This is a genomic window from Arthrobacter sp. R3-55 (genome assembly GCF_054161505.1).
In genome coordinates this window covers 3,005,564-3,029,249 of sequence record NZ_CP096423.1, presented here as the reverse complement: position 1 = coordinate 3,029,249, position 23,686 = coordinate 3,005,564, and the positions used below count along the sequence as shown (strand labels likewise).

Genomic DNA, 23,686 nt, shown 5'->3' with positions numbered 1-23,686 from the left:
CTGCCGTCAGCGGCGAGCACTGCCCTTTCGTTTTGCAGGCCTGCCTTGCCGGCCGCTCCCTACTCGTAGCTAAGAACAGTAGATGACTGACACTTTGCCAGGCGCTGCCATCCCGAACCCGCTGGATGAAGCCGCCATCACCGCTGCCGTCGAGGACGCCGTTGCTGCAATAGCAGCCGCTTCCTCCCTCGAAGAACTCAAGGCGGTCCGTCTCGCCCACACCGGCGAGAAGTCGCCGCTGAGCCTTGCCAACCGTGAAATCGGTGGGCTCGCCAAGGAGCACAAGGCTGCGGCCGGCAAGCTCATGGGGTCCTCCCGTGGCCGCGTCAATCAGGCGCTCGCAGCCCGGACCGAGGTTCTCGAGGCCGAGAACGACGCCCGCATCCTGGTCGAAGAAACCGTGGATGTCACCGCCGCTCCGCGTCGACGCCGGGCAGGTGCACGCCACCCGCTGTCCACGCTGCAGGACCGCGTCTCGGACATCTTTGTTGGCATGGGCTGGGAAATCGCTGAAGGGCCCGAGGTCGAGTCCGAGTGGTTCAACTTCGACGCCCTGAACTTCAAGCCGGACCACCCTGCCCGCGAAATGCAGGACACGTTCTTCGTGGAGCCTCCCGAGGCTCACTTGCTCATGCGCACGCACACCTCGCCTGTGCAGGTCCGCTCGATGCTGGAACGCGAAGTTCCCATCTACGTGCTGTGCCCGGGCAAGGTGTTCCGCACGGACGAACTCGACGCCACGCACACGCCGGTCTTCCACCAGTTCGAGGGTCTTGCGATCGACAAGAACCTCAGCATGGCCGACCTGCGCGGCACCTTGGAGCACTTCGCCCGCCAGATGTTCGGCGACGAAGCCTCCATCCGCCTGCGCCCCAACTACTTCCCGTTCACCGAGCCTTCCGCGGAACTGGACATCTGGCACCCAGGTGCCAAGGGCGGTCCCCGCTGGATCGAATGGGGTGGCTGCGGCATGGTCAACCCCAACGTCCTCCGGGCAGCCGGGATCGATCCGGACATCTATTCAGGTTTTGCTTTCGGCATGGGCATCGAGCGCACGCTCATGTTCCGCAACGAGGTTGGCGACATGCGCGACATGATCGAAGGCGACGTACGTTTCAGCGAGCACTTCGGGATGGAGATCTAACAGTGCGTATCCCACTTTCCTGGCTGCGTGAATTCGCGCAGGTTCCGGCCGATGCTACGGCCGAAGACGTCATGGCTGACCTGGTCAAGGTCGGTTTTGAAGAAGAAGAAGTCCACCGTCCCACGGACGAGCTCACGGGCCCCGTTGTGGTGGGCCAGGTCCTGAGCCTGGTCAAGGAACCGCAGACCAATGGCAAGACCATCAACTGGTGCCAGGTCCGGGTGGTTCCGGAGGGGCAGGAACAGACCCTCACCGGCAAGGGCATTGATCCTTCCGGCGTTCAGGGCATCATCTGCGGTGCGCACAACTTTGTTGAGGGCGACAAAGTGGTTGTCACCCTCCCCGGTGCAGTGCTGCCTGGAAACTTCCAGATCTCTGCACGGAAGACCTACGGCCACCTGTCTGCGGGCATGATCGCTTCTGTCCGCGAGCTGGGAATCGGCGATGACCATGACGGCATCCTGGTCCTCTCAAGCATCGGCCTGGACCCCGAAATCGGCACCGACGCCATGGAACTGTTGGGTCTGTACGACCAGGCAGCGGAAATCAACGTCACCCCGGATCGCGGCTACGCATTCTCCATCCGTGGCGTGGCCCGCGAGTACGCGCACGCCACTGGAACCACCTTCGTGGATCCCGCGTCCAAGGTCTCGGTTCCGGCCACCCTGCAGGGCGGCTACGGCGTCAAGCTCAACGACGACGCTCCCATCTACGGCAAGCCCGGCTGCGACCGCTTTGTTGCCCGCACGGTACGTGGTGTGGACGCTTCCCGTCCCACGCCGCCGTGGATGTCCGCCCGCCTTCGTTTGGCCGGCGTGCGGTCCATTTCGCTGCCGGTTGATATCTCCAACTACGTCATGCTTGAGCTCGGCCAGCCGAACCACTGCTACGACCTCGATAAGCTCGCAGGCGAGATCGTGGTGCGTCGTGCCGTGGCGGGGGAGAAGATCACCACCCTCGATGACAAGGTGCGCACGCTCGACGTCGAGGACCTGCTGATCACTGATGACTCCGGCGCCATCGGCATAGCCGGCGTCATGGGTGGTGCCCACACTGAGGTGTCCGATTCCACCACGAACATCCTGGTGGAAGCCGCACACTTCGACGAAGTGTCGATCGCCCGTTCCCGCCGCCGCCACAAGCTGCCGTCCGAAGCCTCCAAGCGCTTTGAGCGCGGGGTGGACTGGCACATCGCCAACATTGCCGCGCAGCGCGTCGTGGACCTGTTGGTGGAGCTCGCCGGGGGCACGGCAGATGAGGCCGGCACCGACGTCGGAACCGCCCCTGACGCTGTCACCATCGAGCTGCCGGCAGAATTTGCCGCGGCACGGATTGGTATCGACTTCACTGAAGAGCAGATCACCACGTCGCTGGTGGATCTGGGGGCCGCCGTGGAGAAGACCGCCAACGGTTACTTGGTGACGGCTCCCAGCTGGCGCAACGACCTTGAAACCAAGGAGGACCTCTCCGAGGAAATCGCCCGGCTGGTGGGATACGACAACATCCCGTCCACCCTCCCCGTGGCGCCTCCGGGCCGTGGCCTGAGCCGCAGCCAGCAGCAGAAGCGCCGCGTTGTTCAGGCGTTGGCTGATGCCGGTCTCACCGAGGTGTTGTCCTACCCGTTCGTGTCCAAGGCAGCCAACGACACGTTCGGTGTTGCTGCTGAAGGAGCAGCGCGTCCGGCGTTGAAGCTGGCAAACCCGATCAGCGAAGAGCAAGGTTTCCTTCGCACGTCCATCCTCCCGGGATTGATCGAGGTTGCCCGTCGCAACCACTCGCGCGGCTTCCGCGACCTGGCTCTTTATGAAGCAGGTTCGGTCTTCCTTCCTGGCGAAACGCTGGGCACGGATTCCATTCCGCCGCTGGGCGTCAAGCCTTCGGATGAGGTTCTGGATGCACTGTACGACGGCGTCCCGCACCAGCCGCTGCACATCGCCGCTGTTTTCACCGGTCATGATTCTCCTGCCGCGGCCATGCACACACCCCGTGCGTGGGACTGGGCTGATGCCTTGGACGTGGCCCGCCTTATTGCCGACGTGCTCGGTGTTGAACTGGTGGTCAGCCAGGGCAGTCACCAGGCCTTCCACCCGGGCCGCGCAGCTCAGCTCGCGCTGCGCAATGGAGAAGTTGTTGGATACGCAGGTGAGCTTCACCCGAAGCTGCTGGCTGCACACGATATGCCTGCACGTTCAGTGGCGCTCGAGATCAACGTGGAAGCACTATTCGAGGCTGCGGCTGATGTGATCGTGGCCAAGCACATCTCCGGGTTCCCGGTGGCGACGCAGGACGTTGCTCTGGTTGTCCCTCAGGATGTGCCGGCAGATCAGGTCCTTTCGGCACTGCGCGAAGGTGCCGGGGAACTCCTCGAGGACGTCGCATTGTTCGACGTCTACGTTGGCCCCGGGATCGAGGAAGGCAGGAAGTCGCTGGCCTTCGGCCTCCGTTTCCGTGCCGACGACCGTACCCTGACGGCCGATGAGGCTTCTGAGGCTCGAGCCGCCGCTGTTGCCGTTGCAGCCGAACGGTTCGGCGCAGTCCAGCGCTAGCCCCACTATCAAGTGAATCCCCGGGACCTGGAGGTCCCGGGGATTTTCTTTTTGAGATTGAGCTCCCAGCATCTTGACAGAACATTCACGTGTGTATGACAGTTTTGTCATGCACATGTGAAACATGTGTATCACATCCCTTGCACGGTTCGCTGAGAGCCGTCCCTTGAAAGGTACCCATGAAAAAGCAGAACGTTGCTTTGCTGGTCGGAGCTGCAGTGATGGCTTTGACGTCCTCGCTTGGCGGAGCCGCAACAGCGTCAGAGTCGACGCCGCAAACAGCTGCCGCCGAGGTCCAGCCTGTATCGCACACGGTGGACCCGTCACAGGTTTCAGGACCGGCGGCTTCACCTTTGGCCGACAAGTACACGATTGCCGCACCTTCAAAGAACGGTGGCGCTTCCACAGATTCAGTCATCGGCGCTGATGGCCGGGTGCGTATCACCAACACGACGGCTGCTCCCAACCGTTCAATAGTCCAGATCGAGTTCAACGGCGGCTACATCTGCTCCGGTGCGTTGATTTCCGACGACACAGTGCTGACGGCGGGTCACTGTGTCCATGAGGGTGGAACGGGCTCCGAGGCCGACTACTCCTGGGGTGTCAAAGTAGCTCCGGGCCGGAACGGCTCAACAGACCCCTATGGCACCTGTGGTGCTACCAAGATCTACACCGATCAGCGATGGATCGATTCTGCCAATACCAACGCTGACTGGGGCGTCATCAAGCTCGACTGCACCATCGGCAACACCACCGGCTGGTTGAATTACACCGGCACCACCGCCAGCCTGAATGGCACCAACGTGACCGTTCGTGGCTACCCGGGAGACAAGGCCTTCGGCACCATGTGGTCCATGACCGGTCCCATCGAGAGCACCACCACGGAGAAGGTCTACTACAAGATGGATACCTTTGGTGGGCAGAGCGGTGCACCCGTCTACAACAGCTCCAGCACCATCATGGCAATCCACACCAACGGCGGAAGCTCCAACTCGGGCACCCGCATCACGCCCACGTTGGCGAACTACCTGACGTCGGTGAAGTAGCCCGCTTGGGTTAATCCAGCCAGTGTTCCCCGCAGCAGATTCACGGCTGCGGGGAACACTTGCTTTGACGAATAGGGGCCCGCCAAGCACAAGCTACATTTTGCGGGGGACAAAATTCTCTATCGGGTAACGGGTGTGTGGATTGGCCCGCGGGCGACCTTCCCTTGGCTGACCACGTTCTTGGCCTAGGCACGACCCGCCCGGGTTAGTAACAAGTACTCCTGCCGAATGTTACATAGCCATCTGATGCACGGTATTTACGTTGATTGGTTACAGCGGGCGACTCCTGTGCCTGAGCCAGGATTGGATCTGCTTATGGATGGGATCTCACAGCAGCCTCGGAACACAGGGCCGTTCGGTGACAACCTTTCCTAGCGGAATTTGCCTTCCGGGTCGGGAACGCAGCGGGTGTTTCCGCCAAGGTTTATTTCGTACTTTCCGGTGGTGAGTCCCATGACGAATTTGTCGGGCCCGAACACGTCGGTGTGTCTGACGAAGTTCGGGCCTGCATCGGATTCTTGCTTGACAGTGAACCCCGTGGACACGAAGACAGTTTTTGCCTTGTCGTGCAGTGCGTCCATTTCTTCCCGGCTCAGCGGACTTCGACTGGTATCGATTGAGAATTGGGTACCGTCAGACCCGTCCGGGAGCCGGCAGACATCCCCTTGATATTCGGAGGGCGGCGCGACATCCCAGTCGCCGGGGGCGAAGGCTTGAATCTTGTTGAAGAGGTTGAAGTACTCTGTGCGGGCTTGTTCTGGTTCCATGGTTTGTTCCGCGGTGGTGGTAGGTGGATTGGTGCTCGGCGTTGTCCCGCACCCTGCAAGAGTGAGAAGAAGGACCGCCGCGGCGGGAAGGACGCGCCAGTACCGGCGGCGGAGCGTTGTGGTCATGGCTTCCTAGCGATATTTTCCTTCAGGGTCGGCAAAGCAGCGGGTATTCCCGCTGAGGGTGATACCGTACTTGCCCGTACCGAACGCCATAGAGAACTTGTCAGGCCCGAGGACCACGGTGTGTCGGACAAAGTTCGGACCTTCATCAATTTCCTGCCTCAGATTAAATCCGGTGGCCTCGAACAAGGTCTTGACCTTGTCGTGCAAAGCGTCCATTTCTTCCCGGCTCAGCGGACTCCTACTGGTATCGAAAGACACCTGAGTGCCTTCCGTGCCGAGGGAACGATCACAGACCCACCCTGCTTTGTCTGGTGTGACTTTCGTCCAGTCGCCCGGGGCGAGAGCTTGAATCTTGTTGAAGAGTTCAAGGTACTCTGTTCGGGCTTCTTCCGGGTCCATGGCCTTCTCCGCGGTGCTGGTAGGTGAATTGGTGCTCGGCGTTGCCGCGCACCCTGCAAGAGTGAGAAGAAGCATTGCCGCGGCGGGAAGGACACGCCAGTTTCGGCGATTACGTATGGTTTTCATCGTTTCGCATTCGTGAGCTGGTCATTCAAGCCGAGGGCAATCCTGGCTTGGTTGAAGCTGGACTCTGTTGACTTGTCGAAGTACCCGTAGATGCCGTCCTTGCCGCCGGTTTGTCCGCCGTGGGTTTTCGTTGGGAGCCCGGTGGCGCCATTTGGTCCTGTGGTGCCGTCCGTGCCGAAGGTGACGGCGCCGAATCCGGGGTCTGCCGTGCTTTTACGCTGCCAGCCGAGCCCATGCCCGACTTCAGCTACGTGGTCCCAGTCGTAGGTTCCCCGGTATACGGTGCCGCCGGGGTTCAGGTGAAGATCGTTCACGGAGGTCACGTTATCAGGGGCACCAACATCACCGACGAGAACAAGGTTATCGACCGGCAGTTCAATTTTGGCTGCTTCCATGGCCCCGAGGGAACCCATGGAGTGCCCGACGGCTGTTGTCATGGCTGCGTGGTCGAGGTTTTGGTGAACGGCGTTGACTCCTGTCACGTAGTTGCGAAGGGCGGGACCCACGACTTTTGCCTGGTCGTTGCTGAACACACCCATACCCTGGGCCGGCTCAACACCAATCCAGGCAACGACAGCAAGACGGTCCCGGTCAATCCCATACAGACGAGCGATGTCACGTTGCTCAACTCTTTGATCATTGGCCTGCTTGGTCTTTGATGCCATGTCCTTGCCGATGGTGGTGTCCAGCCCGGGGAGCTGGTAGCTGATGTGCTTGGCGGCGTCGAGGTCTCCCACGGAAATAGATGCACCGAACCCGGTCTCCGATCCTTGCCCCCGGTCGAAGGGCACGAAGCTTACGAGTTGAAAGATCGATGACTTGTCGTCAGTATTGACGACTTTTTCGTTGCCTTGGCTGTCGTAGAGCGATTCCCAGACTTTGTTGACCATGCCTTCCTGGGAGCCTTCATCAACTTCTCCGCCGTGCTCTTCGCGGTACTTCTTCAAGTAGTCGTGCATCTGCAGCAACTTCTTGCGGTTGGCAAGGTCCCTGGCGGTTGCGGTGACACCGTTCAGGTTTCCGATAACTTCCGGCAGTGCATCGATCAGGAGCTGCTGTTTTCCCGCTTCCTCGATAGTTACTGTGCCGGTTATGCGATCGACGGTGTGGCCAAGACCAGACCACCACGTGGCTGTGGCTACGGGGTCCAGTCCTGGTTGGGTCAGGAGTTCCCGAAGCCTGGCGGTGCCACCATTACCGAGCCAAACCTTCAGTTGCGCTGCACTCATGGTTCCGATGTCGTTCAAGCCCACTTGGCTTGGTGCTGCGTACTGGATGAAGAGCCCGTTGAGCATGCTGTCTTCGACGGCGCCGCTGCCAGCTGTTTCGAATGCGGTGGCGACCTGCTCTATCCAATCGGCGTCTGCTGCGTTGGCGGCGAGCAACCGCTCAAAACCAGCAACAAACGACTCAGTCTCGATGTTCACCCAGGAACACGATGCTGTGAAGCTGCTCCAGGCGTTCCGGACTGCGACAAAGTGTGAGTTCAGGGTGTTCGTGGCCGTCCGGGACACTGAGGCGAAGCCGCGGAGCTTGTCCGGGTCAGCCGAGGTGGTTCCGGTTCCTGGTCCGCCGGTGAACCGGGGCCGGTCCCGCGGAGAAAACACCGCTGAAACAGTCGGTGCAGGGACCGGCGTGCTCTCGGGCATCGGGTCCAGGACCATGGTGGCAACTGTCACTGATGCTTCGGCGATGTCACGGGAGAGCAGGTGCTGTTTGCGGATGTTGTCGCGTTGCTGCCAGGCTTCCATGTTCTTTTGCCGGGCTTTCTCTTGCTGGGCCCTGTGCTTGGCCTCGCCGACATCCTCGGCCAGAGCCGCCAGGACACCTGAAAGCTTGCCGCGATCATCGGACCTGATGGCGCAGGCGTCCTTGAACAGACGCCCGTAGCCCCCGTTGAAATCCTGCACTGCCTGCTCCACGGCCCCATGCAGGAAGCTTCCTCGGCACGCAGAACCTCATCGGCGGAGTTCGCGGCAGTGATCAGCGCGTCGGCTGCGCCGTCATCAAAAGCAATTACCATGCCTGCCCCCAAACCAGAACAATAAATCCAACGACTAGCATAACTGCTGTTTGTGCAATTGGAGGTCCATGGTGTTTGGACGGCTTTAGGAGGTTGTGTATGCCAGAGGATGCCAAGAAGCGCCGGTTCCTGACGACGGAGCGGGTGGCCGAGGAACTGAATGTGTCAGTGAACCAGATCAGGGCGCTGCTGAAGTCAGGCGATCTGCAGGGTATTCAGGTCGGAGGCCGGAACGTCTGGCGCATTGCTGCCCCCGACGTCGAGAGCTGCATCGCTGAGGCGTACAGGGTCGCTGCCGAGCGCATCGCAGCCGGCGAACTGCCTGAGTGATGGCACGGCTAACAGTCTTGATGCGATGCTGCTCCTAGCGGCGGCCTCCCCACGTCTCGTGCCAGTACTCGGCGCTCTGGCTGCCGGTACGCAGGATGGCGTCGGGTTCCGGCGTGGCTGGCCACATCTCCAGTAGGTAATGATCGATGACTTCTTCGGAGAATTCCCCATCATGGCCTTCGTCGCGTCCCTTCGCGCTGACCCGCAGGTGGTAGCTGCCGGGCGGCAATTCGGCTAGCTGGCCGGTGGTCTCGTCCGCCCACGAGGCCCAACGCAGATCGTGTCCTGCCGGGAGTGTGAAGGATACCTCGACGATGTCGTCCCATGAGATATCGGGTTCCGCAGCTGGCGGCTTATCCAGGAGAACGATGCGCATGTCAGAGCCGCCAGACCGTCGTCCGAGGTTGATATAGACGCCATTGGGAGCTGCAGCCCCGACCAGGCCGTTGACCTGGCCCTCAAAGCAGCGTTCAAAGATGCCGTCGAAGCCGCCCTCGTCAGCCCAGATGAGGTCGAACTGGCCGTAGTCCCTCATGATCACCTGATCGAGCAGCACTCTATCCATGGCACCAGGATAAGACTTGGACAGCGCCAGTTATTCAGCTACGTCGGTGAATTACTGCGCGACGTCGTAGTTGCCGATCAGGCGTGCCAGCCCTACGGGAGTCTGGCCACTACCGTTGACGCAGTGTGGATCAGCGCCGTGCGATCGGAGGAGTTTGATCAGTTCGCCACGGCCGTTTGAATTACCAACAGCAGTAAAGAGCGCAGTGTTGCCCCAGCCGTTTTGAAGATCAACGGTGGCGCCGGCGCCAAGCAACGCAGCAGCAGCTTCTACTGAGTATTCCTGCGCGGCAGAATGTAGGGGCGTGAATCCGGCTTTGTCCTGAGCATCGGGAGAAGCGCCGTCGCCAAGAAGTTGCTCTACGGCGGCAACATCGTTTTCCAGGGCTGCGTGGTGGAGCGCTGCGCGGTTCATTCTGTCCATAGCTGCAGCCACAGGCACTTGTGCATATGAGTAGCGGGCAGTCACTGATCACTATCCGTCTGCACAAACCCCGGAATCTAGCGGGAGGTTTTGCAATTAGCTTCCGAAAAGGACATTTGCACAGGAAGCAGGCTCTTATGGGACAGAGCCAGTGAGCCGTCTCGTTTGCCAAGGGTTACGAGAGGTAGGCTACCGCCAGATCTCATTGGCTGGTTAGACTCGGGCGGTGAAAGCTGCCGCAATTTTGGCGTTTCCTCGCCGCTGCTTCAGGGCGCTCCTGTCATTGCGGGGGGTTGCATGAGTCGAAACTCATTTCCATCCAACTGTCATTGTCACGGGTTCTCTACCGGAGGAGACTGGGGCGACGGCATCCCATCTCGGACCGCCTGCGAGGCCACCCGGCTGCGGGGCCTCACAGTAGCTTGTAGTGGCTTGGTGGATCAATGAGTTCTAGGACACCCATCGAAAAGGCCGCTCAGCGGTCACGCCATCTCTTGCCTTTGCTGGCTATCGCACTGATGGGATGTCTCGGCGGGTGCGAGTATGAGTCCGACGACGCATCCCTGCCGTCTGCCAGTTCTCCGATGACGGAGGCTCGCACGGTCCCACCGCTGCCTGAGAGTCGCGCCCCTCGCACGGTCCCGCCGCTGCCGACGAGTGGCGATATCGATGCCGGCACGTATCTAGTCCCCGTCGACGGCTACAAGGAGCCTTTCGAGATCACCGTTCCAGGGGGCTGGTCAGCTCTCGACGGCAACAGCCTGGGCAAGGATGACCCGGATCACCCGGCTGAATGGGCCGTCCACCTGACTCTTGGGTCCGCGTTCTATGTGTCGATGGACGCATGCAACTGGAGGGGTGCCCTTGCCGATGTCGGTCCTGCGGACTGGGCCTTCACTAGGGCTATGGCGGCGCAATCGTCAACGGCAAGCACTCCTCCTGTCAAGATCATGGTGGGCGATTACCCCGGCTTCGAGTTCGACCATTCCGTCGAGGGCGACGTGGACATCCCTGCCTGCGACAGCGGCAAGTTCTGCATCCACTCAGAAATGATGTACCACTGCACACACTGGTACTCGACTCAGAATGAACATGAGACCTACCGGGTGGTCGACTTGGAGGGCCGGCGGGCTGTCGTCGCGGTGGGCTATATCGACGAATCGATCAATCCGGAGCTGATGAGAGAGGCGCGCGCCGTTTTCGACTCGATCGTGTTCAGGTCCTTCAAGTGACCAGCTGATCCGATAGGCGATCCCGCCCGCGGTCTCCGACTCCTTCTCTAAACTCACCGGGGTCTCTCATAGCCTCTGTGTCTCGAAAAGCTGGGGTTTCGAGCCGAGTTCGAGCCGACGCCGGAGGAGGATGCCTGCTTGCCCGCACTAGCCCGGGGAGCGTGACTCGAGGGCGACAAGGAGCGGCGCACAACAGCGCCATTTACGGCCAACTGCAGTTCTGAAAAAGCATGGAGGATCTCTCCGTGCGCGGCGCGTGTCGTGTGAGGGCGTTGCGCTTCTAGGATGGTGACACGAAGAGAGCATTGGCGGGGGAGGGAAGCATGGCATTGGGTCTGGTCTTCATCGCCATTGGTGTGGTGTGGCTGCTGTTTAGGAGACCAATCGCGCGCCGGCAGCACTGGATCACCTCACAAATGATTGGGCGGAGAGGGGAGCTCTCTGAATCCGAACCTCCCCTTGAAGCCGACACGGAAGCAGATGGGGAGCGGGTCAGGGGTTTCGAGATGCTCGGAGTGTTCTTCTGTACAGTGCTGATCTTGGGTGGTCTGCTGATTGTGGTGCTGACGCTGATCTTCAGGTCCCCGTGGGCAGGGGAGTAGATGGGTAATCCGTTCTTGGCGCTCGTCGGCGCATTCCTCATACTCAGCGGCCTGGTGCTGTATCTGATGCGCAACTTGATGGCACGATCCGGCGTTGATGGTTGGGCGTGGCTGCTCGAGGGGACGCAGTTCAAGACGTATGAGTACCAACTCGCCCTGTCGAAGATAGCTGCTGCTATTCCGGCAATGGCAGGGTTGGTCTTCTTGGGCGTTTTCCTGTGGCCAAGGTAGTGCGTCAGTTGGAGGGAGAACACCTTGACTGAGCCGGACGGGTTCAGGCTCCGCACGGAAGACGCGGACCTGCGCGAGGAGATCGATGAAGGCGTCAAGCGCTGGCATGACCGCGCTGTTGCCGCGGGCGAGGAGCGGGTCCTTGCCCGGACCAAGGACGGTGATCTCTACAGCTACCACTGGGACGAAGTCACCTTCGGCGGTAAGTACGTGCCAATAGTTGAGTCAGTTTGGTCCATGACAATCTTCGCAGGGGTGATGGCCGCTATGACTCTTACAGCGCTGGTGGTCTATGTTCTGTTCTCAGCTTCGGACGGTCAATGGGGGCGGTTGTTCGTGCCGGTAAGCTTTGGTCTCTTCGTTTGGCTTCTGGTCTTTTGGGCACGTCAGGACTGGGCTGCCCGGGCGCGGCGGGAGGAACGAGGTGTTCCTGAGCCAAAGACGGGCAAGAGGCCGGTGCAGGTTGACTTCGGCTGGCCGCCACCACGAATGCGGGGACGGGGAGACGCTTCTCGTCTGTGAGCGTCAGCGATTGATGCGGTTGCTGATCGAGGGTTATCGGCACAAGCGCACAGGTGGAACACTGCCAGAGGGGTCAATACGGGCCTTCATCGTGCTGTTGTGAAGACGGTCCAGAGCGAGCCGGCAACGAACATGGCTCCCATCAGCATGTAGATGAATCCCATGCCTTTGATGGTCGGTAGGTCAGCAATCGTGAAACCGTCCGGGGCGATGTTCTTGCTTTCCCTATAAAGACGGGACCACGTTGTGGCGGTGTTCCTGATGTCCCTGAAAATGCAGAATCTCAGAGAAAACACTGACACTCCGGCCAAGCTGATGGGGATCAAAACGGCCCAGAACGGCAACTTCAAGGCCGTCAGGATGAACGACAGAATGAAGAACGCAGGAAAACAGAGCATCAGTGCTTTGGCTGGCTGGGGCCACTCGACGTAGATCCGCCGCATGAGTCGAAGGTTTCCGATGATCACTCCTTAGTTCGTCGCCTGGAACTTAGGCAGGCTTTCCGGCGCCAGTACCAGCGCGGAGAAGAAAGCCAGCAGCCCGGAAGCTACGCCCGTTTGGGCTCCGGCAGTTTCGTCCTGCCTGTTTCATAGTGAAGTTCGTCGTTGTTCTGCAGAGTAAACAGCTTGTCGGCGACGACCTGTGACAAGGCTTCATTGCAGGACACAGCGAAGAACCGCGGAGACATGACATCAAGGATGCAGCCGAGCTGGGCGAGTTCAGTGGCCAGCGGTTGCCAAGCATCTGGGGCATCCGATTTCAGCAGGACACGGAAGGTGAAGTTCGATGTGTCGTGGTCGAGTCCTGTGGCAACGACGGCGTCCTCTGCCGAGCGCATGACGTTCACCCTGTCGCCAAAGTTGATGTCATAGAGAAAAGCCGGCACTGCCAGGACAGTGGCTGTGCCGTCTGCTTCAACTCGGCCGCGAAGTCCTTCCCACATTTGCTCGGTGTCCGGTTCCGGAGGCAGCGCAAACCAGATGGTGTCAGGCGCGTCCAGGGCTTCGGGAAGCGGCTGGAAGGAGCCGTCGTGCCAATGCGCCACGACGCTGGGGTGTTGCCGATAGTCAGTCACCCGCTGAGACTACCGAACAAAGGCAAGCAATCAGCCAGCGACGCGGGCGCCCTGTCGAGGAACGAATACACTGGGGCGAACTGGCCGGGATCTCCTCGCTGAGATCAAGCGCCAGCAAGTAGGTGTTTCCCGCATCTAGAAAAGGCAACGATCAATGACAATTGGCGACTGCGTTTCCCAACCAACTCAGCTCCATCAGCGGCGTGCCCGCTAATGAGGCCGCCCGCACGGAAAATCATGACAGTGTTTTGGGACGCCGACGGCGGACAAGAGGAAATGCCGGGATTCATCGTTTATGGGCTGGTCGATCCGAAACGTTGGGTTGAAAGGTCCCTCCCGCTGGGCTTGTGGCCTGCCGGAACGGATGCAGCAGAATCCCGTCTTTACGGTGAGACCTGGGAATTGAAACTGTGGGACGTAAGGGTCCAGGAGTTTTTGAGTGGGAAAGCCTGGACAACGGCCGTTCGTGGGACGTTGCAGACGATCATCGATGCCGGATGCAGAGTGGCCTGGGTCAGCAGCGAGGGATTTCCTTTTGTCGATCCGCCCTTCCTGTTTCTGCCGGAGCATATGTCCGGGAGTGTTCTCTGTGCCCTCACTTCTGATGGCGAATTCTTCTGCCCTCTGGACCCGGACCAGCCGATTCGAGCAATCTCAGATGATCAGTTGGGGCGATTGCGTATTCACGCGCATGGTCTCGCTGATGCCACCTCCTGATGCTGCACGTATACCAGTACTCTTGCGGGGTGGCTGTAGGGATGGCCTCCGGGATGCCTGATGGTAGGTTCTGCTCATGAATACCGAGGATGCTGTCCTGCCTCCGGGGTGGCGTATGTCTGAGCAGCCTAGAAGCCCGTTGCCTGCCCGTTGGTCAACCAAAGGGTTTGAGGAGGAATTATCGTGGCTAGGCGAAGACGTCGTCAACGCAGCGGAGACGGCCGTCCTTCCACCTGGTTGCGAGGACAGTGTCTGGATTCTCCACAATCAATACGTATGTCCCCTTGGTGTTGATCCGGGTCTGCTCGCTGAGGAGGATAAAGGCCCGATCTACCTTGTGGCTCCGCCGTCTGAGTTCGTCAGGATCAGGTGGAGCAAAGTGGCCAAGATCAAAGGCGTTCCGCTACGGGGAGCGTTTTGGGATGGGTTGGAAGTCCCTCCCTGTTTTCGAGGGGACGCGATGGTGGGGTGGGATGAGGCCGGGCTTGTTCTGCCTGGTGCTGACTTTGTGTACCAACCCATGAGCGGGACCATTGGTCAAGTGGAGCTGGAAGCGCTTCTACCCCTGCTCCAATCCGCGACAAAAACTCAGCGGGTGCAAGGAAGCTTCGCCGCTGCGGACCGATACGCGGACGACATATTGGGCGTCGTGGTCGGTGCCGATGGAATCAGGCGACGGCAGGTCGTCTCCTTCGAACTCGAAGCGCTCCTGCCGGCACTGCTGGAACCAACTCTTCCCAACCACACGCCTGAGTTTTGGTGGCCGGAGGACCGGGCGTGGGCTGTTTGGACAGACTGGGACCTGCTGGGATCCAAGGTCTTCGGCAGCAAGGAACTGATCGAGACCCTCCGGCGGCACCCCGACCTCGAAACACTGGACTGGTTCCCGGTTCGAGCAGACCCCCAAACACCCCTGGATCCTGTCCGGGAACAGCGAGCCTGAGTCGGGCTCGTGGACTGACCTGGCCGCCACCAAGAATGCCGGACAGGGAGATGCTTCTCGTCTGTGTGGGAGCTCCGGTGTTAGGGCGGTCGAATGTTGGTCGATTCCTCGCTGCGGTTAAGCGTCCAAAAATTCGTGGAGAATGGGCGGATGGACGGGGAATACGTTGTCGATTCAGTGACGAGCGAAACCGCGCCTTGGGTTCATGCGGCAAACCTGGAGCAGGCTCAGTTCGTGCGCCAGACGCTCAGAGTAGCTGACGTTCTGATTGTCGACCTGGATGGATCCAAAATGCTCACCCTGGATCAGCTCTTCGCAGAGTACAAGCAGAATTTTTCATTTCCGGACTACTTCGGTGGGAACTGGAGCGCCTTTGACGAGTGCCTGAAAGACTTGGAGTGGCTCCCTGCACGACGATATTTGACCATCATCAGCAACGCTGAGTTGGTGCTGTCCAGAGAGGGTGCAGCCTGTACAGAATTCCGCGGGTGGTTGCCTCGGCAGCGTGAGTCCTGCAGTTACCCGATTTGGGCATGGACACGGGGCGATGGCAGAGTCGTTTGAAGCCTCACAGAATGGGTAATCCACCCATAGCTGTTGCGACATTGGGCTGGGGAATTAGCCGTGAGAGGAGGGAATGATGCAGAATCCGGTGCTTGACCTGTGGAGGCTCGAGGAGACGCCCGGCGCAGGAGACACGGTTGAACTGCTTGGCCACCTGGCCCTCGAGCGCGCCCTTCGCTACGCCAACCCCGCAGACCGTGACGAGTTCCTGGCCGGCCGACTTGCTGCACTGCACTTTGCTGCGACGCTCCTGGGAGTGGAGTCCCGCCGCCTCGTCCCTTCCTATCACTGCCCGCAGTGCGGCCCCGCCCAGGACCATGGTCGCCCAGGGTTCATGCTCGACGGCGGCCCCGCACCTCTGGCGCTCAGCGCCTCCAGAGCGTCTGGCTGGGTGCTGCTGGCCGGCGTCGTGCATCCTCCCGAAGAGCTCCGGCTGGGAGTGGACCTTGAATCGATTGACAAGGCAGCCTTCGAAGCATTCGACGACGTCGCGCTGACCGCAAACGAAAAGCGCTTCCTATTTACCATCCAGGACCAAGAGCAAAATAGTCAGCGCGCCCGCCTGTGGGCACGCAAAGAGGCGTGGCTGAAGATGACAGGGGAAGGCCTGAGGCGCAACCCTGCGGAGCTGGATGTGCTGGATCTGCCCGGACTGAGGGATGTCACCGAAACACCACTGCCTGAGGGTTTAGTCGCCGCCCTGGCCCTCGGCTAACGCACTGAAGGCAGCGGAGGCAGGGGCGTTTCGTAGAGCCACGGCCGAAGAATCGATGCAGCATCAAAGCCCGGAATGAACGAATCCGCGGCCTCAATAAACGCCTCCGTGGACACCGAGCTGTGACGGTTGGTGGCCGTCCAATGCTGCAGGAATCCGAAGAACGCCTCGTTGCCGGCCGCGATCCGTACGGCATGGACGGCCAGGGCTCCGCGCTTGTAGACGCGGTCATCGAACATCAACTCGGGACCGGGATCGCCCACCAACAAGTCTTGCGGCCCGGCGTCGAGCCTTTTCCACGCAGCCGTTGCCCGCGCAGCAACGGTCATGGTCCGGGATTCCTCGGACCACAGCCACTCCGCGTAGCAAGCGAATCCTTCATGCAGCCAGATGTCTTTCCAGCTGCTCACGGTCAGCGAGTTGCCGAACCACTGGTGGGAGAGCTCGTGGGCGATCAGGCGCTGGGCATCCCAGGAATCACGCATATGGTTGCGGCCGAAGATGGAGACGGTCTGGGATTCCAACGGGATTTCCAGCTCGTCTTCAGTCACCACCGAGGTGTAGTCCGTGAACGGGTAGGGGCCGAAGCAATCCTCGAAGGTCCGCATCATGTCCGGCTGGCGTCGGAGTCCTTGGAGGGCGTCGACGGCCATTTCCGGAGTGACTGCTACGAACTGCGGCACCCGGTGATGGGTGTCGTCAACGTGCAGGGGAACCTTGACGTACCGGCCGATTTGCACGGTAGCAAGGTAGGTGGCCATGGGTTCAGCTTGTTCGTAGACCCAGGTCTCCCTGCTGGACTTGCGGGAGTGGGAGATCAGGGTGCCGTTGCACACCGGGCGGTAGTCGTCGTCGGTGGTCACGGAGATGAGGAAGCTGGACTTGTAGCGGGGATGGTCGTTGCAGGGGAACCATGACGCCGCACCATTGGGCTGGCCGGCCACCAGGACGCCGTCGTTCAGTTCTTCCCACCCCACGTCACCCCACAGGCCGCGCCGTGGCTGGGGATTGCCGTCATAGCGGATCTCCAAGGAGAACTGCTGACCTGCTTTGAGCGGGGACGCGGGGGCAAGTACCAGATGCTCTGCCCGGTGGCTGAACTTCTGGAGCTTCTTGCCGTCGAACTGAACTTTGCTTGCCCGCAGGCCCACCAAATCCAGGACGATCTGCGGCGTGGATTCCAAGGCAGTGCATCGCAGGACCGCTTTGCCGATCAGCTTGTTGCTGCCCAGCCTGACATCGAGGTCCAACTCGTACCGGTCCACACGGTAGCTGGTGCTGCCGTGGTCCAAAGTGTAGGGGTCGGCGTCGGTTTTGGGGGTGGGGATTGGTGCGGCCATATCCGTCCAATCTACTTCAGGCGCGGCGCTTGTGCTGACGGGCCCACCCACGGGCTCACCGGGTTGCCCATCCAATACGTTCCGGCAGGGACCGTCTCACCGCGCATTACCAACGACGCCGGACCAACAGTTCCGCCGTCGCCGATGCTGGCGGCAGGGAGGATGACGCCGTGCGGACCCATGGTGGCTCCGTTGCCGAGCGTCACTGTATCCAGGCTCATCACGCGGTCGTGGAACAGGTGCGTCTGGACAACACAACCACGGTTGACGGTGGAGTTCTCTCCCAGGGTCACGAGGTCAGCTTCGGGCAGCCAGTAGCTCTCGCACCAGGTTCCACGGCCGATCTTGGCGCCGAGGCCGCGAAGCCACCACACCAAGGCCGGAGTTCCGGCGGCAGAGCGGGCAAACCAGGGTGCGCTCACCATCTCGATGAAGGTGTCCACCACCTCGTTACGCCAGATAAACGAGCTCCACAGGGGGTGTTCGCCTGCACGGATGGTTCCCACCAGAACCCACTTGGCGAGGACGGAGCTGAGCGCTGCCACGGCTCCTGCTGCGAGCATCACCACGCCACCCAGGGCTGCTGCGATCCAGTAGCCCCATCCTCGTGCAATCCAATCCAGAACCAGCATCACGCTGACGGCGATTGCCACAGTCAGGATGACCGGTAGCAGGCGGCACAGTTCCCACAACGCCCTGGCGACCTTCAACTTCAGGGCCGGGCGGAAGGTCCGGGTCTGGTCAGCATCGACGGCGGTGCGGCGCAGCCGGACGGGCGGACTGCCAAGCCAGGAAGTGCCGGACTTTGCTTTGGCCGGAGTGGCGGACAGCACCGCGACGAGGGAGTTCTTGGGCACGTTACGTCCCGCGGCGGTCATGCCTGAGTTGCCCAGGAACGAGCGCTTGCCGATCTTGGCCGGCGCGATTTTCATCCAGCCGCCACCAAGTTCGTACGAGGCCACCATGGTGTCATCGGCAAGGAAGGCTCCGTCCCCGATGGTGGTCATCTTGGGAACAAGGAGCACCGTGGAAGCTTCCACGTTTTTGCCTACCTTGGCCCCGAGGAGTCGTAGCCAGAGGGGCGTGAAGAGGCTTGCATAGACAGGGAAGAGGAGGTCCCGGGCCATGTCCAGAAGGCGCTCGGTGGCCCACACCTGCCAACCGATCCGGCTCCGCACCCGGTAGTACCCCTCCTTCAGGCCCAAACCGAGAAGCCTGGCAACAATCAAGATGAGTACAAGGTTGCCGAAGAACCATACGAAGGCCGCCAGGGGAACGGCGAGGGCAATCTGTGGAAGCGCTGTTTCCAACGACTCGTGGCCCTGGATGAACGCCAGAACCACCAGGGCACCAACGAACGCCGAGATATAGGGGATAAGCGCCAGCAAAGCCGAAGCGCTGGCAAAAGCGGAGAACCAGAGCCGGTCAACCACAGGCCGCCGGCTGATGGTGTCCGGCCATTCGTGCTTGGCCTTACCGCGGCGTTCTGCAGGGGAGCCGGCCACAAGGTGTCCGGCTTTCACTTTGCCCAGTACAGCGGATCCGGCATCGACGTGGGCGCCCGCGCCGATGGTGGCTCCGGGCATCAGGGTGCTTCGGGCGCCGACAACTGCACCGGCTCCCACATGGATCTGGCCGATGTGGACGGAGTCACCGTCAACCCACCAGCCCGAAAGATCCACTTCGGGCTCGATGTTGGCTCCGCTGCCCAAGGACAGGAGGCCGGTGACCGGGGGCAGTGAGTGCAGGTGGACGTCCTTGCCGATCTTGGCTCCGAGGGCCCGTGCGTAATAAGGGACGAACGGGGCGCTGGCCAGACCGATGGCACCCGAGAGGTCTTGGATTTGTTCGGCGAGCCACAGCCGCAGGTGGGTTTTGCCGGATCGAGGGTAGGTGCCGGGCTGGATCCTGCCAAGCAGCACCCTGGCTGCAACCACGGAGATCGCCATCCGGCCCAAGGGGCTGACGAAAACCAGCCAAGACGCTGCGATCCACCACCACGACACCACGGGCGCGGCGGCAAAGCCGGCGAAGTCTGACAGCAGCCTGTTGGCGGCCATGAGGTAGGTGAGCCAACGCATGCCCACCAGGATGTGCAGGGGCACGCCCATCAGGACCTGGAAAATCTGCGACTTCAGCGCGGTGGGACGGACGGTGCGCTCAGCAGCGGGCCCCGGCACGCCGCCGTCGGGAAGTGACTGCCGGGCGGCGTCGATCAACGCGCCTACCCGGGGTGTGGCATAAATGTCCGCCACGGTGACGGTGGGGTAGCGGACGCGAAGGGCGGAAACGAGTTGCGCTGCAGCCAAGGATCCACCGCCGTAGGCGAAGAAATCGGCGTCGAGCGAACTGACGGGACTGCCAAGTACAGACTCCCACTGCTCCACCACCCAGCGGGCGTCATCGGGAAGATTCAGCGGGGCGTTGCCTGCCTCGGTGGCACCGGCTCCCGCCAGCGGCCAGGGGAGTGCATGGCGGTCCACTTTGCCGCTGGTCTTGGTAGGAAGCGAATCCACCACGGTCAGCAGGGGGATCAAGGCGGCCGGAAGGCTTTCGCCCAGCAGGCGGCGAGCCTCGTCCATGGACAATTCATGGCCGTCAACGGGGGCCAGATAGCCAACAAGGATCTGGTTGCCGGCTGCCGTGGTCTGTACTGCTGCAGCCGCGCCGGCGACACCAGGCAAAGACTGCAGTGCCGCATCCACTTCGCCCAGTTCGATCCGGCGCCCACCCAGCTTGACCTGTTCGTCGGCCCTGCCCATGAAGATCAGGCCCTCGGCTTCGAAGCGCACCAGGTCACCGGAGCGGTAGGCCCGGTCCCATCCCAGCGTCGTCATGGGCGCGTACTTCTCGGCGTCCTTGGCGGGATCGAGGTAGCGGGCCAGTCCCACACCCCCGATGATCAGTTCGCCGATCTCACCTTCTGCCACTGGGACGCCTTGGGGATCGACGACGGCCAGGTCCCAGCCATCCAGCGGCAGCCCGATACGCACGGGGCCGGGCCCGCCCAACGGGGCAGCGCAGGCAACGACGGTTGCTTCGGTAGGACCGTACGTGTTCCACACCTCCCGGCCGTCTACGGCGAGGCGCTCGGCCAGTTCGGGCGGGCAGGCTTCGCCGCCGAAGATGAGGAGACGGACGTTCTCGAGGGCCTCGGCCGGCCACAAGGCAGCAAGGGTGGGCACCGTGGAAACCACGGTAATGCCGTGGTTGATGAGCCAAGGGCCCAGGTCCATGCCGGTACGTACCAAGGCTCGCGGTGCCGGAACCAGGCAAGCTCCGTGACGCCAGGCAAGCCACATTTCCTCACAGGAAGCATCAAAGGCGACTGAGAGCCCGGCCAGCACCCGGTCCTGTGGACCGATGGGTTCGGCCTGGAGGAAGATGCGCGCTTCTGCGTCCACGAACGCTGCTGAGGAGCGGTGCTTTACCGCAACGCCCTTCGGCGTTCCAGTGGAACCGGAAGTGAAAATGATCCAGGAATCGTCGTCCAAAACGGGAGGGGACGGCTCGGAAACGGGCTCTCGTGAAGCGCCCGAAAGTTCGATGTCCAGGCCCGCAGCGATGATGGCACCGACCTTGGCTTCGCCAAACACCAGGCGGGCGCGCTCTTCGGGGTCGTCCGCATCAACAGGAACATAGGCGGCGCCGGCCATGAGAATTCCCAGGATGGCGATGTAGAGCTCGTTGGTGCCGGAGGGAATCCGGATGCCGATCTTGTCGCCCCGCCCCAGGCCCGCTGCATTGAGTCGGGCGGCAAAGGCCCGCACTGCCTTGAGCAGCTCGGTGTAGCTCAGGGACTTATGGCCGTCATCCAGCGCCGAGGCCTCGGGAAAGGAGGATGCGGTTTCTTCCAGGATGTCAACGAGGGTGCGCTCGGCAGGGGCCGCAGCACCGCCCGGCAGCTGGGGACGGTAAGTGGTCAAGGCAGGGGTATGCCCGGCCCCCAAGGAATGTTCTGTGCTCACGACGTCAGCTTTCCGCAGAAAGATGAACAAAAGGTGTCTGCCGTTTCCTGCGCGACACACTCTGTTGCGCTGCTGTTCTCCTGCACGTCATTCGCTGTTGGGGGCCGGGTATCGTCACTTAGGGGACCAGCAGGACTTTTCCAGTCGTACGGCGGCCCTCAAGGTCCCTGTGTGCCTGGGCAGCTTCCGCGAGCGGGTACGTTGCGCCCACCCGGACAGCGAGGGTGCCGTTGGCGGCGGCGTCGAAGATTTCCGCTGAGCGCCACCGGCGTTCCTGGGCGTTCTGAACGAAGTGCGCCATGGTGGGCCTGGTCAGGGTGAGGGAGCCGCCAGCGTTCAGGCGTTGGGGATCGAACGGCGGCACCGGACCGGATGCTGCCCCGAAGAGCACCATGGCACCGCGGATGCGCAGGCTCTTCAAGGAATCGTCGAAGGTATCCTTGCCGACGCCGTCGTACACCACGTTGACGCCTTCGCCGTCGGTGAGCTCACGGACCTTCTCGGCGAATCCGTCATAGCGGAGCACCTCATCGGCGCCCGCCAGGGTGGACAGGTCGGCCTTTTCATCCGAAGAGACGGTAGTGATGACCCGCGCGCCGCGGGCTTTCAGGAGTTGCGTCAACAGCAGGCCAACACCACCGGCGCCTGCATGCAGCAACACGGTGTGCCCTGGTTCGACCCGGAACGACGAGTTCATCAGGTAGTGAGCGGTGATTCCCTGCAGCGGCAGAGCCGCAGCAGTGTGATCGTCGACGCCGGCAGGAACCGGAAGTGCCTTGCCGGCGTCCACCAGGGCGTACTCCGCGTAGGTCCTGTTTCCCTCGGCCGTGGCAATGCGATCGCCGACGGAGAATTCCTCCACGCCCTCGCCCACGGCCTCAACGGTGCCCGCGGCCTCGGCCCCGGGGGTGAAGGGGTACTCCACTGTGTAGATCCCGCTGCGCTGGTAGGTCTCAATGAAGTTGACCCCGGCAGCTGCGACCTTGATCAGCAGCTGGCCGGGGCCAGGGGTTGGTGGTTCCACGGAGGCGAGCTGGAGGACCTCAGGTCCTCCGGGCTGCTGTGCAACGATGGCGTTCGTCATGGTGGCTCCTCACTCCGGGGCGGTCCTTCCGGTGCCCGGTTTCAGGTTCCATCCTAGGGAAGTTGGGGCTTCCCTTGTGGAACGCCTAGAAGCGTCCGTGCGTCGAAGCCACGGGGCAGTCGAAGCCGCGGCCCGCTGCGAGGCCTACCTCGTTGAGGTATCTGACCACGATGCCGTAGGACTGCAGCAATGAGGTTTCCGTGTAGGAGATGGAGTGCTTGGCGCAGAACTCACGCACAATCTTTGTGGCCTTGTACAGATGCGGGCGGGCCATATCCGGGAACAAGTGGTGCTCAACCTGCCGGTTGAGTCCACCCAAAAGGAAGTCCATGAAAAGGCCGCCGGAGATGTTGCGCGAGGTCAGGATCTGGCGGTTCAGGAAGTCCACGCGGCTGTCCTTGGGAAGGACCGGCATGCCCTTGTGGTTGGGTGCGAACGAGGCTCCCATGTAGAAGCCGTAGACCATGATCTGCACGCCGAGGAACGCGAACGCCATACCGATGGGGAGGAAGGTGAAGGCGAGTACCGGAAGGGCTGCGAGCCTGGCCACGAGGATGGGCGTCTCTACCCAGCGGTGGCGGACCTTCTGCTTGCCGAAGACAAAGCGCAGGGAGTCGAACTGCAGGCTCAAGCCCAGCAGGGTCAGGAGCGGGAAGAAGAACCAGCCCTGCTTCTTGGTGAGGAATGCCAGGCGGCCCTTGCGCTCTGCTGCTGCATCCTCGTGGAATACCAGGGCGTTGTTCCGGATGTCCGGGTCCTTGGAGATGACGTTGGGGTGGTTGTGGTGGGCTCCATGCTTTTGTTCCCACCAGGAGTAGCTGATGCCGGCAACACCGGTGGCCAGGAGACGGGCTGACCAGTCATTGGCACGCCGTGACGCGAAGATCTGCTTGTGTCCGGCCTCGTGGGCAAGGAAGCTTAGCTGGGTGCACAGGATGCCTACGGCTGCGGCTATCAAAAGCTGGTACCAGGAATCGCCAATGAGTGCGAAGCCGAGCCAAGTGCCGGCCATCAGCAGGACCAGGGCCACGAAGACCCAGATGTAGAAGCCGGTGCGGCGCTCGAGAAGTCCGGCTGCCTTAACACTCTTGAGGAGCTCTGAGTAGCTCTGGACGACGGGATTTGGTTGAATTGCGCGAGCTTTGGGGCGCTCAGCGGTGGACGTGGGTGACATAAATGTGCCCCGTATCGCTAACGG

The 23,686-nt window shown here is 61.5% G+C and carries 23 protein-coding genes; 12 read left to right on the top strand and 11 right to left on the bottom strand.

Annotated elements, in window-relative coordinates; all coding sequences use genetic code 11:
* Positions 1-82: 82 nt before the first annotated feature.
* From pheS to M1D51_RS13960, 3 genes are all read left to right on the top strand, one after another.
* Positions 83-1,144 (top strand): phenylalanine--tRNA ligase subunit alpha, encoded by a 1,062-nt coding sequence (gene pheS, locus M1D51_RS13970; RefSeq protein ID WP_026541598.1) that lies wholly within the window; start codon positions 83-85, stop codon positions 1,142-1,144.
* Between the two features lie 2 nt (positions 1,145-1,146).
* Positions 1,147-3,690: a phenylalanine--tRNA ligase subunit beta gene (gene pheT / locus M1D51_RS13965; RefSeq protein WP_458106909.1), complete on the top strand. Its 2,544-nt coding sequence runs from the start codon at positions 1,147-1,149 to the stop codon at positions 3,688-3,690.
* A gap of 179 nt (positions 3,691-3,869) precedes the next feature.
* The gene (locus tag M1D51_RS13960) at positions 3,870-4,736 is read left to right on the top strand and encodes a trypsin-like serine peptidase (protein WP_458106908.1); all 867 of its coding nucleotides are present in this window, start codon (positions 3,870-3,872) and stop codon (positions 4,734-4,736) included.
* A 371-nt stretch (positions 4,737-5,107) separates the two neighbouring features.
* Here M1D51_RS13960 and M1D51_RS13955 read toward each other — a convergent pair whose 3' ends face one another.
* From M1D51_RS13955 to M1D51_RS13945, 3 genes are all read right to left on the bottom strand, one after another.
* Positions 5,108-5,503 carry a hypothetical protein gene (locus M1D51_RS13955; RefSeq protein WP_458106907.1) on the bottom strand — a complete coding sequence of 132 codons (396 nt, stop codon included), beginning with the start codon at positions 5,501-5,503 and terminating at the stop codon, positions 5,108-5,110.
* Positions 5,504-5,635: 132 nt separating this feature from the next.
* Complete coding sequence (locus M1D51_RS13950; protein WP_458106906.1) at positions 5,636-6,028, bottom strand: hypothetical protein; 393 nt, start codon at positions 6,026-6,028, stop codon at positions 5,636-5,638.
* Positions 6,029-6,150: 122 nt separating this feature from the next.
* Entirely contained in the window at positions 6,151-8,064 is a 1,914-nt protein-coding gene (locus M1D51_RS13945; protein ID WP_458106905.1) for an alpha/beta hydrolase, read from the bottom strand.
* A gap of 212 nt (positions 8,065-8,276) precedes the next feature.
* Here M1D51_RS13945 and M1D51_RS13940 point away from each other — a divergent pair, with 212 nt between their 5' ends.
* Positions 8,277-8,507 carry a helix-turn-helix domain-containing protein gene (locus tag M1D51_RS13940; protein WP_172326187.1) on the top strand — a complete coding sequence of 77 codons (231 nt, stop codon included), beginning with the start codon at positions 8,277-8,279 and terminating at the stop codon, positions 8,505-8,507.
* 34 nt (positions 8,508-8,541) lie between these two features.
* On the opposite strand, the gene M1D51_RS13935 is transcribed toward M1D51_RS13940, so the two are convergent.
* Positions 8,542-9,072, bottom strand: a complete 531-nt coding sequence (locus M1D51_RS13935; protein WP_458106904.1) for a hypothetical protein — start codon at positions 9,070-9,072, stop codon at positions 8,542-8,544.
* 51 nt (positions 9,073-9,123) lie between these two features.
* The gene (locus tag M1D51_RS13930; RefSeq protein WP_172326189.1) at positions 9,124-9,495 is read right to left on the bottom strand and encodes an ankyrin repeat domain-containing protein; all 372 of its coding nucleotides are present in this window, start codon (positions 9,493-9,495) and stop codon (positions 9,124-9,126) included.
* A gap of 584 nt (positions 9,496-10,079) precedes the next feature.
* On the opposite strand from M1D51_RS13930, the gene M1D51_RS13925 reads away from it, so the two are divergent.
* The 4 genes from M1D51_RS13925 to M1D51_RS13910 all read left to right on the top strand — a co-directional run bounded on the left by M1D51_RS13925 (position 10,080) and on the right by M1D51_RS13910 (position 12,082).
* Positions 10,080-10,727 (top strand): hypothetical protein, encoded by a 648-nt coding sequence (locus M1D51_RS13925; protein ID WP_458106903.1) that lies wholly within the window; start codon positions 10,080-10,082, stop codon positions 10,725-10,727.
* A 323-nt stretch (positions 10,728-11,050) separates the two neighbouring features.
* Positions 11,051-11,329 carry a hypothetical protein gene (locus M1D51_RS13920; RefSeq protein WP_458106902.1) on the top strand — a complete coding sequence of 93 codons (279 nt, stop codon included), beginning with the start codon at positions 11,051-11,053 and terminating at the stop codon, positions 11,327-11,329.
* Complete coding sequence (locus tag M1D51_RS13915; RefSeq protein ID WP_458106901.1) at positions 11,330-11,560, top strand: hypothetical protein; 231 nt, start codon at positions 11,330-11,332, stop codon at positions 11,558-11,560.
* Positions 11,561-11,584: 24 nt separating this feature from the next.
* Positions 11,585-12,082, top strand: coding sequence for a hypothetical protein (locus M1D51_RS13910; RefSeq protein ID WP_458106900.1), 498 nt, complete (start codon positions 11,585-11,587; stop codon positions 12,080-12,082).
* Positions 12,083-12,168: 86 nt separating this feature from the next.
* Here M1D51_RS13910 and M1D51_RS13905 read toward each other — a convergent pair whose 3' ends face one another.
* Both M1D51_RS13905 and M1D51_RS13900 read right to left on the bottom strand, forming a co-directional pair.
* The gene (locus M1D51_RS13905; RefSeq protein ID WP_458106899.1) at positions 12,169-12,549 is read right to left on the bottom strand and encodes a hypothetical protein; all 381 of its coding nucleotides are present in this window, start codon (positions 12,547-12,549) and stop codon (positions 12,169-12,171) included.
* Positions 12,550-12,629: 80 nt separating this feature from the next.
* Positions 12,630-13,157, bottom strand: coding sequence for a DUF4265 domain-containing protein (locus M1D51_RS13900; protein WP_458106898.1), 528 nt, complete (start codon positions 13,155-13,157; stop codon positions 12,630-12,632).
* 237 nt (positions 13,158-13,394) lie between these two features.
* Between M1D51_RS13900 and M1D51_RS13895 the strand changes: the two genes are divergently transcribed.
* The 4 genes from M1D51_RS13895 to M1D51_RS13880 all read left to right on the top strand — a co-directional run bounded on the left by M1D51_RS13895 (position 13,395) and on the right by M1D51_RS13880 (position 16,096).
* A complete protein-coding gene (locus M1D51_RS13895; protein ID WP_458106897.1) occupies positions 13,395-13,874 on the top strand; it encodes a hypothetical protein in 480 nt (159 codons plus the stop codon).
* Positions 13,875-14,469: 595 nt separating this feature from the next.
* Complete coding sequence (locus M1D51_RS13890; protein ID WP_458106896.1) at positions 14,470-14,817, top strand: hypothetical protein; 348 nt, start codon at positions 14,470-14,472, stop codon at positions 14,815-14,817.
* A 93-nt stretch (positions 14,818-14,910) separates the two neighbouring features.
* Positions 14,911-15,381, top strand: coding sequence for a barstar family protein (locus tag M1D51_RS13885; protein WP_458106895.1), 471 nt, complete (start codon positions 14,911-14,913; stop codon positions 15,379-15,381).
* 73 nt (positions 15,382-15,454) lie between these two features.
* Positions 15,455-16,096 carry a 4'-phosphopantetheinyl transferase family protein gene (locus tag M1D51_RS13880; RefSeq protein ID WP_458106894.1) on the top strand — a complete coding sequence of 214 codons (642 nt, stop codon included), beginning with the start codon at positions 15,455-15,457 and terminating at the stop codon, positions 16,094-16,096.
* Here the strand turns inward: M1D51_RS13880 and M1D51_RS13875 are convergent.
* From M1D51_RS13875 to M1D51_RS13860, 4 genes are all read right to left on the bottom strand, one after another.
* Positions 16,093-17,436: a M1 family metallopeptidase gene (locus M1D51_RS13875; protein ID WP_458106893.1), complete on the bottom strand. Its 1,344-nt coding sequence runs from the start codon at positions 17,434-17,436 to the stop codon at positions 16,093-16,095. The two genes, M1D51_RS13880 and M1D51_RS13875, sit on opposite strands and share 4 nt — an antisense overlap.
* Positions 17,437-17,447: 11 nt before the next feature.
* Entirely contained in the window at positions 17,448-21,404 is a 3,957-nt protein-coding gene (locus M1D51_RS13870) for a Pls/PosA family non-ribosomal peptide synthetase (protein WP_458106892.1), read from the bottom strand.
* A 118-nt stretch (positions 21,405-21,522) separates the two neighbouring features.
* Complete coding sequence (locus M1D51_RS13865) at positions 21,523-22,488, bottom strand: quinone oxidoreductase family protein (RefSeq protein WP_172324810.1); 966 nt, start codon at positions 22,486-22,488, stop codon at positions 21,523-21,525.
* An 85-nt stretch (positions 22,489-22,573) separates the two neighbouring features.
* Positions 22,574-23,662: a fatty acid desaturase family protein gene (locus M1D51_RS13860; protein ID WP_458106891.1), complete on the bottom strand. Its 1,089-nt coding sequence runs from the start codon at positions 23,660-23,662 to the stop codon at positions 22,574-22,576.
* Positions 23,663-23,686 lie beyond the last annotated feature (24 nt).

Coding starts and splice junctions, on each gene's coding strand:
- M1D51_RS13880 (WP_458106894.1), top strand. CDS start 15,455: ATGATGCAGAATCCGGTGCTTGACCTGTGGAGGCTCGAGGAGACGCCC.
- M1D51_RS13950 (WP_458106906.1), bottom strand. CDS start 6,028: ATGGACCCGGAAGAAGCCCGAACAGAGTACCTTGAACTCTTCAACAAG.
- M1D51_RS13865 (WP_172324810.1), bottom strand. CDS start 22,488: ATGACGAACGCCATCGTTGCACAGCAGCCCGGAGGACCTGAGGTCCTC.
- M1D51_RS13955 (WP_458106907.1), bottom strand. CDS start 5,503: ATGGAACCAGAACAAGCCCGCACAGAGTACTTCAACCTCTTCAACAAG.
- M1D51_RS13930 (WP_172326189.1), bottom strand. CDS start 9,495: ATGGACAGAATGAACCGCGCAGCGCTCCACCACGCAGCCCTGGAAAAC.
- M1D51_RS13885 (WP_458106895.1), top strand. CDS start 14,911: ATGTTGGTCGATTCCTCGCTGCGGTTAAGCGTCCAAAAATTCGTGGAG.
- M1D51_RS13940 (WP_172326187.1), top strand. CDS start 8,277: ATGCCAGAGGATGCCAAGAAGCGCCGGTTCCTGACGACGGAGCGGGTG.
- M1D51_RS13920 (WP_458106902.1), top strand. CDS start 11,051: ATGGCATTGGGTCTGGTCTTCATCGCCATTGGTGTGGTGTGGCTGCTG.
- M1D51_RS13915 (WP_458106901.1), top strand. CDS start 11,330: ATGGGTAATCCGTTCTTGGCGCTCGTCGGCGCATTCCTCATACTCAGC.
- M1D51_RS13895 (WP_458106897.1), top strand. CDS start 13,395: ATGACAGTGTTTTGGGACGCCGACGGCGGACAAGAGGAAATGCCGGGA.
- M1D51_RS13860 (WP_458106891.1), bottom strand. CDS start 23,662: ATGTCACCCACGTCCACCGCTGAGCGCCCCAAAGCTCGCGCAATTCAA.
- pheS (WP_026541598.1), top strand. CDS start 83: ATGACTGACACTTTGCCAGGCGCTGCCATCCCGAACCCGCTGGATGAA.
- M1D51_RS13960 (WP_458106908.1), top strand. CDS start 3,870: ATGAAAAAGCAGAACGTTGCTTTGCTGGTCGGAGCTGCAGTGATGGCT.
- M1D51_RS13875 (WP_458106893.1), bottom strand. CDS start 17,436: ATGGCCGCACCAATCCCCACCCCCAAAACCGACGCCGACCCCTACACT.
- M1D51_RS13925 (WP_458106903.1), top strand. CDS start 10,080: ATGACGGAGGCTCGCACGGTCCCACCGCTGCCTGAGAGTCGCGCCCCT.
- M1D51_RS13935 (WP_458106904.1), bottom strand. CDS start 9,072: ATGGATAGAGTGCTGCTCGATCAGGTGATCATGAGGGACTACGGCCAG.